Here is a 12,182-nt window from a genome sequence, read left to right as displayed (position 1 = left end):
CCGCCATGTCCATCACCCCGCAAGAAGCGCTGCAGCGCACGATCGAGCACCGCGAGATCTTCCACGACGAGATGCTCAAGATCATGCGCATGATCATGAGCGGCGAGCTCACGCCCCTCATGACGGCGGCCATCATCACGGGCCTGCGCGTGAAGAAGGAAACCATCGGCGAGATCACCGCGGCCGCCCAGGTGATGCGCGAGTTCTCCACCAAGGTCAACGTGGCGGACAAGTCCAAGCTGGTCGACATCGTCGGCACCGGCGGCGACGGCTCGCACACCTTCAACATCTCGACCTGCTCGATGTTCGTCGCGGCCGCGGCGGGCGCGAAGATCAGCAAGCACGGCGGGCGCAGCGTCTCCAGCAAGAGCGGCAGCGCCGACGTGCTGGAGAGCCTGGGCGTCAACATCAACCTCAAGCCCGAGCAGATCGCGAAGTCGATCGAGGACGTGGGCATCGGTTTCATGTTCGCGCCCAACCACCACCCGGCGATGAAGAACGTCGCGCCGGTGCGCAAGGAGCTGGGCGTGCGCACCATCTTCAACATCCTCGGCCCGCTGACCAACCCGGCGTCGGCGCCGAACATCCTCATGGGCGTGTTCCACCCAGACCTGGTGGGTATCCAGGTGCGCGCATTGCAGCGTCTCGGCGCCGAGCATGCGATCGTGGTCTACGGCCGCGACGGCATGGACGAGATCAGCCTGGGCGCCGCGACCATGGTCGGCGAGCTGAAGAACGGCGAGATCTCGGAGTACGAGATCCACCCGGAGGACTTCGGCCTGCCGATGGCCAGCAACCGCAGCTTCAAGGTCGAGACGCCCGACCAGTCGAAGGCGATCCTGATGTCGGTGCTGGGCAACGAGCCCGGCGCGGCGCGCGACATCGTGGTCTTCAACGCCGGTGCTGCGCTGTATGCGGCGAACGTCGCGCCGTCGATCGAGGCCGGCATCGCCAAGGCCCGCCAGGCGGTTGAAAGCGGTGCGGCGAAGAAGAAGCTCGAGCAGCTCGTGCAATTCACGAAGGCCGCGGGCTGATGGTGGACATCCTCGAGAAGATCGTCGCGGTCAAGCGCGAGGAGATCGCGGCGGCGCAGAAGAAGGTGCCGCTGCAGGCGATGCGCGCCGACGCCGAAAGCCGCGTGCTCACGCGCGACTTCGAAGGCGCCCTGCGGTCGAAGATCGCGGCGGGCGGCAGTGCCGTCATCGCCGAGATCAAGAAGGCGAGCCCGAGCAAGGGCGTGCTGCGGCCCGGCGAGTTCGTGCCGGCCGATATCGCACAGAGTTACGCGGACGCCGGCGCCGCGTGCCTGTCCGTGCTGACCGATCGCCAGTTCTTCCAGGGCCAGCCCGATTACCTGAAGCAGGCGCGCGCGTCGTGCGACCTGCCGGTGCTGCGCAAGGACTTCGTGGTCGACGCCTACCAGGTGTACGAGTCGCGCGCGATGGGCGCCGACTGCATCCTGCTGATCGTCGCGTGCCTCGAAGACGCGCAGATGCGCGAGCTGGAAGCGATCGCGCGCGGCCTCGACATGGCGGTGCTGGTCGAGGTGCACGACCGCGCCGAACTCGAGCGCGCGCTGCAGCTGAAGACGCCGCTGGTCGGCATCAACAACCGCAACCTGCGCAGCTTCGAGGTGTCGCTGGACACGACGCTGGGCATGCTCGCGGACATCCCGGAAGGCCGCCTCGTCGTCACCGAGTCCGGCATCGCGACCAAGGACGACGTCAAACGCATGCGCGAGGCGGGCGTGCACGCCTTCCTCGTGGGCGAGGCCTTCATGCGCGCCGACGATCCCGGCGAGGCGCTGGCCCGGCTGTTCGTGTGAGCCCGCGACTGGAAAGCTGGGCGCCGCAGGACTGGCCCCTGGCGCCGGGGTGGCAACCGGTGGTGGACGCTTTCCTGGCCAGCGAGGACGGCCGGCGGCTCGCCGCTTTCCTGAAGGAGCGGCTGGCAGCCGGCGCCACGGTCTACCCGCCGCAGCCGCTGCGGGCGCTGCAGGAAACGCCGCTGGCCCAGGTGCACGCCGTCATCCTCGGCCAGGACCCGTACCACGGGCCCGGCCAAGCCGAGGGGCTGGCCTTTTCCGTGGCCGAAGGCGTCAAGCTGCCGCCGTCGCTGCGGAACATCTTCAAGGAGCTGTACTGCGACCGGCCGGCGGCGATCCCGCGCAGCGGTTCGCTCATCGGGTGGGCCCGCCGCGGCGTGCTGCTGCTCAATGCCGTGCTCACCGTCGAGGACGGTCAGCCCGGCAGCCATGCCAGGAAGGGCTGGGAGGCGCTGACCGACGCGCTGATCGCCCGGGTCGCCGCCCAGTGCTCGCCCTGCGTCTACCTGCTGTGGGGCGCCCACGCCCAGGCCAAGGCCCGGCTCATTGAGAAAACGGCCGGGAGCCACGGCCGTGAATTTTTGGTGCTCCAGGCCAACCACCCGTCGCCCCTTTCGGCCTCCCGGCCCCCCGTTCCCTTCCTCGGCTGCGGCCATTTCGCGACCGCCCGCGCGTGGCTGGCGGCACGGGGCCTGAAGGACGTGCTTTGACGTAGGCCGGGACCCCGGCTCCCAGTGGGAAACCATGCTATATTTCGAGGTTCGCCGCGGAGGGGTGCCCGAGTGGCTAAAGGGGGCAGACTGTAAATCTGTTGGCTTACGCCTACGCTGGTTCGAATCCAGCCTCCTCCACCAGCGTTTCCATTGGGAGCTGGCCGGCGAAAAGTGTGGAGCGCGCCTGGTGCGCGCAGTGTTTTTTAAGTGCGTCTTGGTTGAGCTTGGCGGGAGTAGTTCAATGGTAGAACCCCAGCCTTCCAAGCTGATGACGCGGGTTCGATTCCCGTCTCCCGCTCCACAAGACGCGCTGGATGCAGTGAACTGAATTCGGCCCTTGTGGCTCAGTGGTAGAGCACTCCCTTGGTAAGGGAGAGGTCGCGGGTCCGATTCCCGCCAAGGGCACCAGAGGCAAAAGGCGCTCACGAAGCGCCGGTTGATTTGAAATGGCACCCGCGGGTGCCGGTTGAACGTTTCTTTCGGAGAGTCGAAAAATGGCAAAAGGCAAGTTTGAGCGGACCAAGCCGCACGTGAACGTGGGCACGATCGGCCACGTGGACCATGGCAAGACGACGCTGACGGCGGCGATCACTTCGGTGCTGGCGGCCAAGTTCGGCGGTGAAGCCAAGGCCTACGACCAGATCGACGCGGCTCCCGAAGAAAAGGCGCGCGGCATCACGATCAACACCGCGCACGTGGAGTACGAGACGTCCAAGCGCCACTACGCGCACGTTGACTGCCCCGGCCACGCCGACTATGTGAAGAACATGATCACCGGCGCCGCCCAGATGGATGGCGCCATCCTGGTGGTCTCGGCCGCCGACGGCCCCATGCCCCAGACGCGCGAGCACATCCTGCTGGCCCGCCAGGTGGGCGTGCCCTACATCATCGTGTTCATGAACAAGTGCGACATGGTGGACGACGCCGAGCTGCTGGAGCTGGTTGAGATGGAAGTTCGCGAACTCCTGTCCAAGTACGAGTTCCCCGGCGACGACACCCCCATCGTCAAGGGCTCGGCCAAACTCGCCATGGAAGGCGACAAGGGCGAGCTGGGCGAACAAGCCATCATGAAGCTGGCCGATGCGCTGGACAGCTACATCCCCACGCCCGAGCGCGCCATTGACGGTGCGTTCCTGATGCCGGTGGAAGACGTCTTCTCCATCTCCGGGCGCGGCACGGTGGTGACGGGCCGCGTCGAGCGCGGTGTGATCAAGGTCGGCGAGGAAATCGAGATCGTGGGCCTGAAGGCGACGCTCAAGACCACCTGCACGGGCGTTGAGATGTTCCGCAAGCTGCTGGACCAGGGCCAGGCGGGCGACAACGTCGGCATCCTGCTGCGCGGCACGAAGCGCGAGGAAGTCGAGCGCGGCCAGGTGCTGTGCAAGCCCGGCTCCATCAAGCCGCACACGCACTTCACCGCCGAGATCTACGTGCTCTCCAAGGACGAAGGCGGCCGCCACACGCCGTTCTTCAACAACTACCGTCCCCAGTTCTACTTCCGCACGACGGACGTGACCGGCGCCATCGAGCTGCCCAAGGACAAGGAGATGGTGATGCCTGGCGACAACGTGACGATCACCGTCAAGCTGATCGCCCCGATCGCCATGGAAGAGGGCCTGCGCTTTGCCATCCGCGAAGGCGGCAAGACGGTGGGCGCCGGCGTCGTTGCGAAGATCATGGAGTAAGGAATTCGCGGAGGGGTATAGCTCAATTGGCAGAGCGTCGGTCTCCAAAACCGAAGGTTGTAGGTTCGATTCCTACTGCCCCTGCCACCTGAGTGGCGCGAACTCCAAAACGAGCCCGGCCCCGTGCCGGGCTTCAGTGTCTTAAGGATTCGAAGGAAACAGCGGCTTTATGGCCACTTCTGAAGTTCAAACGGTGAGCACCGGCGCCGACAAGGCCAAGCTGGGCGCCGCGATCGCGCTGGTGATCGCGGGGCTGGCGGGCTTCTACGTGCTGGGCAAGCAAGGCGCCATCGCCCAATGGGGTGCGCTGCTGCTCGCGCTCGCCGCCGCGTTCGTCGTCTTCATGACGTCCGAGACCGGCAAGGAGTTCGTGGCCTTCGGGCGCGACTCGTGGAAGGAAGTCAAGAAGGTCGTCTGGCCGACCCGCAAGGAGTCGATCCAGATGACGCTGTACGTCGTCGGCTTCTGCGTCGTGATGGCGCTGTTCCTGTGGAGTACCGACAAGACGCTGGAGTGGGTGCTGTACGACCTGGTTCTGGGATGGAAGAAGTGATGAGCGACGCCACCGAAAACCCCTCCGAAGCCGCGCCGGCGCAGGAAAGCGTCGTCCCGAAGGCCACGCGCCCCGACATGCACTGGTATGTCGTGCACGCCTATTCCGGCATGGAAAAGGCCGTGGAGCGCAACATCCGCGAGCGCATCGCGCGCTCCGGCATGCAGGAAATGTTCGGCGAGATCATGGTGCCGACCGAGGAAGTGGTCGAGATCAAGAACGGCCAGAAGAAGACTTCGCAGCGCCGCTTCTACCCCGGCTACGTGCTGGTGCAGATGGTGATGAACGACGACACCTGGCACCTCGTGAAGCACACGAACAAGGTCACGGGCTTCGTCGGTGGCGCCAAGAACCGCCCGGCGCCGATCTCCGAAGAAGAGGTCGGCAAGATCCTGGGCCAGATGGAAGAAGGCGTGGAAAAGCCGCGCCACAAGGTCGAATTCGTCGTGGGCGAGTACATCCGCGTCAAGGACGGCCCGTTCACCGACTTCAACGGCACCGTCGAGGAAGTCAACTACGAAAAGAACAAGGTTCGCGTGTCGGTCACGATCTTCGGTCGTGCCACGCCGGTCGAACTCGAGTTTTCGCAGGTCGAGAAGACCTGACGCCCTGCGCGCATCCGGCTCGCGTGCAAGGTTGAAGCGAAAGAGCCGTTAATCCCCGGGGAGCTGGGCAGGTTGTCCAGCGCTAGAACCCGCAAGGAGTGAAACCATGGCGAAGAAAATCGTCGGTTTTGTCAAGCTGCAAGTGCCGGCTGGCAAGGCCAACCCGTCGCCGCCGATCGGGCCCGCGCTCGGTCAGCGCGGCCTGAACATCATGGAGTTCTGCAAGGCGTTCAACGCGCAGACCCAGGGCGTGGAACCCGGCCTGCCGCTGCCCGTCGTGATCACGGCGTACGCGGACAAGAGCTTCACGTTCATCATCAAGACGCCCCCGGCGACGGTCCTGATCAAGAAGGCCGTCAAGCTCGAGAAGGGCTCGTCCAAGCCGCACAGCGACAAGGTCGGCAAGATCACCCGCGCCCAGCTCGAGGAGATCGCCAAGACCAAGCTGAAGGACATGAACGCCGCCAGCGTGGACGCCGCCATCCGCACCCTCGCGGGCTCGGCGCGCTCCATGGGCATCACGGTGGAGGGCCTCTGATCATGGCGAAGCTCACCAAGAAGCAAAAGGCCCTCGAGGGCAAGGTCGACAGCACCAAGCTGTACCCGCTCAACGACGCCATCACCATGGTGAAGGAAGCCGCGACCGCCAAGTTCGACGAATCGATCGACGTGGCCGTGCAGCTGGGCATCGACCCGAAGAAGTCGGACCAGGTGGTGCGTGGCGCCGTCGTGATGCCCAACGGCACCGGCAAGACCAAGCGCGTCGCCGTGTTCGCGCAGGGCGCCAAGGCTGAAGAAGCCAAGGCCGCCGGCGCCGACATCGTCGGCATGGACGACCTCGCCGCCAAGGTGAAGGCCGGCGACATGCCGTTCGACGTGGTGATCGCCGCGCCGGACGCCATGCGCGTGGTCGGCACGCTGGGCCAGATCCTCGGCCCGCGCGGCCTGATGCCGAACCCCAAGGTCGGCACGGTGACGCCGGACGTGGCCACGGCCGTGAAGAACGCGAAGGCGGGCCAGGTGCAGTTCCGCGCCGACAAGGCCGGGATCATCCACGCCTCGATCGGCCGCCGCTCGTTCGACGCCGACAAGCTGCACGGCAACCTGACGGCGCTGATCGATGCGCTGAACAAGGCCAAGCCGGCATCGAGCAAGGGCATCTACCTGAAGAAGGTGGCCGTTTCGTCGACCATGGGTCTGGGCGTCCGCGTGGACATGCAGACCCTCGCGGCGTAACGCGCGAAGGAATTCCCCGCGCGCGGGCAGGTGCGCGGGGTGTGGTGGGCATACGCCCATCCAGGACCGTTGGCGAGGGGCAACCCTCTTAATAGAAGAAAGCCAACGCAGATGGCGTCCCGCCGAAGATGGATTCGAAAGAGTTTTTCTTGGGTTGGTCGCTGCAACGAAGGCGCGTGGAGGGGGCAACCCCGAAGCGCATTTGAAGGAGTAGACCTTGAGTCTGAATCGCAGTGAGAAGCAAGCCGTCATCGACGAGGTGACCGCTCTCGCCGCTAAAGCCCAGACGCTGGTGATGGCGGAATACCGCGGCATCACGGTCGCCGACATGACGAAACTGCGCGCGCAAGCCCGCAGCAGTGGCGTGGAACTGAGTGTTCTCAAGAACACCCTGGCCCGCCGCGCTGTGGCCGGTTCGCAGTTCGAAGTCGTCGGCGACAAGATGACCGGCCCGCTGATCTATGGCTTCTCCGTGGACGCTGTGGCCGCCGCCAAGGTGGTGGCCGATTTCGCGAAGACCAACGACAAGCTGGTCATTCGCGGCGGCGCGTTCGCGGGCAAGGCCCTGGACGTCAACGGCGTGAAGCAGCTGGCGAACATTCCCTCCAAGGAAGTTCTGCTGGCGCAGCTTTGCGGCCTGCTCATGTCCCCGATCTCGCGCACGGCCGTCGTGCTGGGCGCGCTCGCCAAGAAGAAGGGCGAAGGCGCGGAAGCCGCGCCCGCCGCGGCGTGAACGGATCGCACGTAACCAACTTTTGAAGGAAAACTGAAATGGCATTCGACAAAGACGCATTCCTGACCGCGCTGGACAGCATGTCGGTCATGGAGCTCAACGACCTCGTCAAGGCGATCGAGGAGAAGTTCGGCGTGTCCGCCGCGGCCATGGCCGCCCCGGCCGCCGGTGGCGCCGGCCCTGCCGCCGCCGTCGCGGAAGAGAAGACCGAGTTCACCGTCGTGCTGGCCGAAGCCGGCGCGAACAAGGTGTCGGTCATCAAGGCCGTGCGCGAAATCACCGGCCTGGGCCTCAAGGAAGCCAAGGACCTGGTGGACGGCGCCCCGAAGCCCGTCAAGGAAGGCATCGCCAAGGCCGACGCCGAAGCCGCCAAGAAGAAGCTGGAAGAAGCCGGCGCGAAGGTCGAGCTCAAGTAATTGCGCTCGTCAACCAGGGCTGGGGGTGCCGAAAGGGCCTCCAGCCTTTGGTGTTTTCTGGGACCGCCCCAGAACGCACCTGCAAACACTGGGACAATGCAAGGTTCCCCAGTTTTTGCAAGTGTCTTCTGACCCCGACTGCAGGAGATGCCTTGGTTCGGGCCGCGTGCAACGCGCGGCCGTCCGCCATGGTTGGTAGTGGCCAACCCGCCAAGAATGCCTCGCCCGGAGCGCCCCCGGACGCGGGCAACAGTTGTGAGCGAGCCTAGCTAGCCCGGAGATCTCATGGCCTATTCTTATACCGAACGCAAGCGGATCCGCAAGAGTTTCGGCAAGCGCGACAGCGTCCTCGAAGTCCCCTACCTCCTGCAGATGCAGAAAGACGCATACACCGCGTTCCTGCAGGCGGAAGCGCACCCCCAGAAGCGCACGATCGAAGGCCTGCAGGCCGCGTTCGACGCCGCCTTCCCCATCGTCTCCCACAACGGTTTCGTGGAGATGAAGTTCCTGGAATACAACCTGGCCAAGCCCGCGTTCGACGTGCGCGAGTGCCAGACGCGCGGCCTGACGTACGCGTCTGCCGTGCGCGCCAAGGTCCAGCTGATCATCTACGACCGCGAGTCGTCGACGCCGCAATCGAAGGTCGTCAAGGAAGTGAAGGAGCAGGAGGTCTACATGGGCGAAGTGCCGCTCATGACGGACAAGGGCTCGTTCATCATCAACGGCACCGAGCGCGTGATCGTGTCGCAGCTGCACCGCTCGCCCGGCGTGTTCTTCGAGCACGACAAGGGCAAGACCCACAGCTCGGGCAAGCTGCTGTTCTCCGCGCGGATCATCCCCTACCGCGGCTCGTGGCTCGATTTCGAGTTCGACCCGAAGGACGTCCTGTACTTCCGCGTCGACCGCCGCCGCAAGATGCCGGTCACGATCCTGCTGAAGGCCATCGGCCTCACGCCCGAGTCGATCCTGGCGAACTTCTTCGTCAACGACAACTTCCGCCTGATGGACAGCGGCGCGCAGATGGAATTCGTTCCCGAGCGCCTGCGCGGCGAAGTCGCCCGCTTCGACATCACCGACAAGTCCGGCAAGGTCATCGTGCCGAAGGACAAGCGCGTCACGGCGCGCCACACGCGTGACCTGGAAACGTCCCACACCACGCACATCAGCGTGCCCGAGGACTACCTGGTCGGCCGCGTCGTCGCCCGCAACATCGTCGACGCCGAAACGGGCGAGATCATCGCCAAGGCCAACGACGAGCTGACCGAGTCGCTGCTCAAGAAGCTGCGCACCGCCGGCATCCAGGACCTGCAGGTCATCTACACGAACGAACTCGACCAGGGCGCGTACATCTCGCAGACCCTGCGCATCGACGAGACGGTCGACGAGTTCGCGGCGCGCGTGGCCATCTACCGCATGATGCGCCCCGGCGAGCCGCCGACGGAAGACGCCGTTCAGGCCCTGTTCCAGCGCCTGTTCTACAACCCGGACACGTACGACCTGTCGCGCGTGGGCCGCATGAAGTTCAACGCCAAGATCGGCCGCGACGAGTCGACGGGCCCGATGGTCCTGACCAACGACGACATCCTCGCCGTCGTGAAGATCCTGGTCGACCTGCGCAACGGCCGCGGCGAAGTCGACGACATCGACCACCTCGGCAACCGCCGCGTGCGCTGCGTCGGCGAGCTGGCCGAGAACCAGTACCGCACCGGCCTCGCCCGCATCGAAAAGGCCGTGAAGGAACGCCTCGGCCAGGCCGAGCAAGAGCCGCTGATGCCGCACGACCTGATCAACTCCAAGCCGATTTCCGCGGCGCTCAAGGAGTTCTTCGGTGCGTCGCAGCTGTCGCAGTTCATGGACCAGACCAACCCGCTGTCCGAGATCACGCACAAGCGCCGCGTCTCGGCCCTGGGCCCGGGCGGCCTGACGCGCGAGCGCGCCGGCTTCGAAGTGCGCGACGTGCACGTCACCCACTACGGCCGCGTCTGCCCGATCGAAACGCCGGAAGGCCCGAACATCGGCCTGATCAACTCGCTGGCCCTGTACGCGCGCCTGAACGAATACGGCTTCATCGAAACGCCGTACCGCCGCGTCGTCGACGGCAAGGTGACGATGCAGATCGACTACCTGTCGGCCATCGAAGAAGGCAAGTACGTTATCGCCCAGGCGAACGCAGTGCTCGACAAGGAAGGCCGCCTGACCGGCGAGCTGGTGTCGGCCCGTGAACACGGCGAATCGATCCTTTGCGGCGCCGAGCGCATCCAGTACATGGACGTGTCGCCCGCGCAGATCGTGTCGGTGGCCGCTTCGCTCGTGCCGTTCCTCGAGCACGACGACGCCAACCGCGCGCTGATGGGCGCCAACATGCAGCGCCAGGCGGTGCCGGTGCTGCGTCCCGAGAAGGCCTTCGTCGGCACGGGCATCGAGCGCGTCTCCGCGGTCGACTCCGGCACGGTGGTCACGGCCACCCGCGGCGGGACGGTCGACTACGTCGACGCCACCCGCATCGTGGTGCGCGTGAACGACGACGAGACGGCGGCTGGTGAAGTCGGCGTCGACATCTACAACCTGATCAAGTACCAGCGTTCCAACCAGAACACGAACATCCACCAGCGTCCCATCGTCAAGCGCGGCGACAAGATCTCCAAGGGCGACGTCGTGGCCGACGGTGCATCGACCGACCTGGGCGAGCTCGCGCTCGGCCAGAACATGCTGGTCGCGTTCATGCCCTGGAACGGCTACAACTTCGAGGACTCGATCCTCATCAGCGAGCGCGTCGTCGCCGACGACCGCTACACCTCGATCCACATCGAGGAACTGGTGGTGATGGCCCGCGACACGAAGCTGGGCGCCGAGGAAATCACGCGCGACATCCCGAACCTGTCCGAACAGCAGCTGAACCGCCTCGACGAGTCCGGGATCATCTACGTCGGCGCGGAAGTCATGCCGGGCGACACGCTGGTGGGCAAGGTCACGCCGAAGGGCGAGACCACGCTGACGCCGGAAGAAAAGCTCCTGCGTGCGATCTTCGGCGAGAAGGCTTCCGACGTGAAGGACACCTCGCTGCGCGTCGACCAGGGCTCGCAAGGCACCGTCATCGACGTGCAAGTGTTCACGCGTGAAGGCATCCAGCGCGACAAGCGTGCGCAACAGATCATCGACGATGAACTCAAGCGCTTCCGCCTCGACCTGAACGACCAGCTGCGCATCGTCGAAGCCGACGCGTTCGACCGCTTCGAGAAGATCCTGGTGGGCAAGGTCGCCAACGGCGGCCCGAACAAGCTGGCCAAGGGCACCAAGATCGACAAGGCCTACCTCGCCTCCGTCGAGAAGTTCCACTGGTTCGACATCCGCCCCGCGGATGACGACGTTGCCACGCAGCTCGAGTCGATCAAGAACTCGCTGGAGCAGACGCGCCACAGCTTCGACCTCGCGTTCGAGGAAAAGCGCAAGAAGCTCACGCAAGGCGACGAGCTGCCGGCGGGCGTGCTGAAGATGGTCAAGGTCTACCTGGCCGTCAAGCGCCGCCTGCAACCCGGCGACAAGATGGCCGGCCGCCACGGCAACAAGGGTGTCGTGTCCAAGATCGTCCCGGTCGAGGACATGCCCTACATGGCCGACGGCACGCCGTGCGACATCGTGCTCAACCCGCTGGGCGTGCCTTCGCGCATGAACGTGGGCCAGGTGCTCGAAGTCCACCTGGGCTGGGCCGCCAAGGGCATCGGCCACCGCATCGGCAACATGCTGCAGGAGCAGGCCAAGGCCGCCGAGCTGCGCAAGTTCCTCGACGAGCTGTACAACAAGTCCGGCACCAAGGAAAAGCTCGACACGCTGACCGACGAGCAGGTCGCCGAGATGGCCGGCGAGCTCGCCAAGGGCGTGCCGTTCGCCACCCCGGTGTTCGACGGCGCTTCGGAGCAGGAAATCCGCAACATGCTGCACCTGGCGTTCCCGGAGGAAGTCGCGAAGGCCAAGGGCCTCACGGCCACCCGCACGCAGGCACACCTGTTCGACGGCCGCACCGGCGAGCAGTTCGAGCGCCCGGTCACCGTGGGCTACATGCACGTGCTCAAGCTGCACCACCTGGTGGACGACAAGATGCACGCGCGTTCCACCGGCCCGTACTCGCTGGTCACGCAGCAACCGCTGGGCGGCAAGGCCCAGTTCGGCGGCCAGCGTTTCGGCGAGATGGAAGTGTGGGCGCTGGAGGCGTACGGCGCCTCGTACACGCTGCAGGAAATGCTGACCGTGAAGTCCGACGACGTGCAAGGCCGCACCAAGGTCTACGAAAACATCGTCAAGGGCGAACACGCCATCGAGGCCGGCATGCCGGAATCCTTCAACGTTCTCGTGAAGGAAATCCGCTCGCTTGGCATCGACATGGAACTCGAGCGCTCCTAACCAGGAAGGACAGATCAC

General features: G+C 65.3%; 11 protein-coding genes and 4 tRNA genes. All 15 read left to right on the top strand.

Annotated elements, in window-relative coordinates; all coding sequences use genetic code 11:
* The first annotated feature begins 5 nt into the window (after positions 1-5).
* The 15 genes from trpD (at position 6) to rpoB (ending at position 12,164) form a co-directional block, all read left to right on the top strand.
* A complete protein-coding gene (gene trpD, locus WG903_RS02515) occupies positions 6-1,034 on the top strand; it encodes an anthranilate phosphoribosyltransferase (RefSeq protein WP_340072619.1) in 1,029 nt (342 codons plus the stop codon).
* Positions 1,034-1,825: an indole-3-glycerol phosphate synthase TrpC gene (gene trpC / locus WG903_RS02510; RefSeq protein WP_340072618.1), complete on the top strand. Its 792-nt coding sequence runs from the start codon at positions 1,034-1,036 to the stop codon at positions 1,823-1,825. Before trpD ends, trpC begins: the two co-directional genes overlap by 1 nt.
* Positions 1,822-2,535, top strand: coding sequence for a uracil-DNA glycosylase (locus tag WG903_RS02505; protein WP_340072617.1), 714 nt, complete (start codon positions 1,822-1,824; stop codon positions 2,533-2,535). Before trpC ends, WG903_RS02505 begins: the two co-directional genes overlap by 4 nt.
* Positions 2,536-2,593: 58 nt before the next feature.
* Positions 2,594-2,679, top strand: a tRNA-Tyr gene (locus WG903_RS02500).
* Between the two features lie 86 nt (positions 2,680-2,765).
* A tRNA-Gly gene (locus WG903_RS02495) sits at positions 2,766-2,839 on the top strand.
* Between the two features lie 32 nt (positions 2,840-2,871).
* A tRNA-Thr gene (locus WG903_RS02490) sits at positions 2,872-2,946 on the top strand.
* Positions 2,947-3,032: 86 nt separating this feature from the next.
* Positions 3,033-4,223 carry an elongation factor Tu gene (gene tuf, locus WG903_RS02485; RefSeq protein WP_340072616.1) on the top strand — a complete coding sequence of 397 codons (1,191 nt, stop codon included), beginning with the start codon at positions 3,033-3,035 and terminating at the stop codon, positions 4,221-4,223.
* Positions 4,224-4,234: 11 nt separating this feature from the next.
* A tRNA-Trp gene (locus WG903_RS02480) sits at positions 4,235-4,310 on the top strand.
* Positions 4,311-4,392: 82 nt separating this feature from the next.
* A complete protein-coding gene (gene secE, locus WG903_RS02475) occupies positions 4,393-4,776 on the top strand; it encodes a preprotein translocase subunit SecE (RefSeq protein WP_340072615.1) in 384 nt (127 codons plus the stop codon).
* A complete protein-coding gene (gene nusG, locus WG903_RS02470; protein ID WP_445263568.1) occupies positions 4,776-5,381 on the top strand; it encodes a transcription termination/antitermination protein NusG in 606 nt (201 codons plus the stop codon). Before secE ends, nusG begins: the two co-directional genes overlap by 1 nt.
* 106 nt (positions 5,382-5,487) lie before the next feature.
* Positions 5,488-5,919, top strand: a complete 432-nt coding sequence (gene rplK, locus WG903_RS02465; RefSeq protein ID WP_340072614.1) for a 50S ribosomal protein L11 — start codon at positions 5,488-5,490, stop codon at positions 5,917-5,919.
* Between the two features lie 2 nt (positions 5,920-5,921).
* The gene (rplA, locus tag WG903_RS02460; protein WP_340072613.1) at positions 5,922-6,617 is read left to right on the top strand and encodes a 50S ribosomal protein L1; all 696 of its coding nucleotides are present in this window, start codon (positions 5,922-5,924) and stop codon (positions 6,615-6,617) included.
* A gap of 217 nt (positions 6,618-6,834) precedes the next feature.
* The gene (rplJ, locus tag WG903_RS02455) at positions 6,835-7,350 is read left to right on the top strand and encodes a 50S ribosomal protein L10 (RefSeq protein ID WP_340072612.1); all 516 of its coding nucleotides are present in this window, start codon (positions 6,835-6,837) and stop codon (positions 7,348-7,350) included.
* 38 nt (positions 7,351-7,388) lie between these two features.
* Positions 7,389-7,766, top strand: coding sequence for a 50S ribosomal protein L7/L12 (rplL, locus tag WG903_RS02450; protein ID WP_340072611.1), 378 nt, complete (start codon positions 7,389-7,391; stop codon positions 7,764-7,766).
* 285 nt (positions 7,767-8,051) lie between these two features.
* A complete protein-coding gene (gene rpoB, locus WG903_RS02445) occupies positions 8,052-12,164 on the top strand; it encodes a DNA-directed RNA polymerase subunit beta (RefSeq protein WP_340072610.1) in 4,113 nt (1,370 codons plus the stop codon).
* The last annotated feature ends 18 nt before the right edge of the window (positions 12,165-12,182 follow it).

The sequence above is a fragment of the Ramlibacter sp. PS4R-6 genome (assembly GCF_037572775.1).
Classification (GTDB): Bacteria; Pseudomonadota; Gammaproteobacteria; order Burkholderiales; family Burkholderiaceae_C; genus Ramlibacter.
This window is presented reverse-complemented; position numbering and strand designations above follow the sequence as displayed.

Bases quoted from the DNA above. Each gene is read 5' to 3' on its own strand.
- trpD (WP_340072619.1), top strand. From the start codon at position 6: ATGTCCATCACCCCGCAAGAAGCGCTGCAGCGCACGATCGAGCACCGC.
- trpC (WP_340072618.1), top strand. From the start codon at position 1,034: ATGGTGGACATCCTCGAGAAGATCGTCGCGGTCAAGCGCGAGGAGATC.
- tuf (WP_340072616.1), top strand. From the start codon at position 3,033: ATGGCAAAAGGCAAGTTTGAGCGGACCAAGCCGCACGTGAACGTGGGC.
- secE (WP_340072615.1), top strand. From the start codon at position 4,393: ATGGCCACTTCTGAAGTTCAAACGGTGAGCACCGGCGCCGACAAGGCC.
- nusG (WP_445263568.1), top strand. From the start codon at position 4,776: ATGAGCGACGCCACCGAAAACCCCTCCGAAGCCGCGCCGGCGCAGGAA.
- rplK (WP_340072614.1), top strand. From the start codon at position 5,488: ATGGCGAAGAAAATCGTCGGTTTTGTCAAGCTGCAAGTGCCGGCTGGC.
- rplA (WP_340072613.1), top strand. From the start codon at position 5,922: ATGGCGAAGCTCACCAAGAAGCAAAAGGCCCTCGAGGGCAAGGTCGAC.
- rplL (WP_340072611.1), top strand. From the start codon at position 7,389: ATGGCATTCGACAAAGACGCATTCCTGACCGCGCTGGACAGCATGTCG.
- rpoB (WP_340072610.1), top strand. From the start codon at position 8,052: ATGGCCTATTCTTATACCGAACGCAAGCGGATCCGCAAGAGTTTCGGC.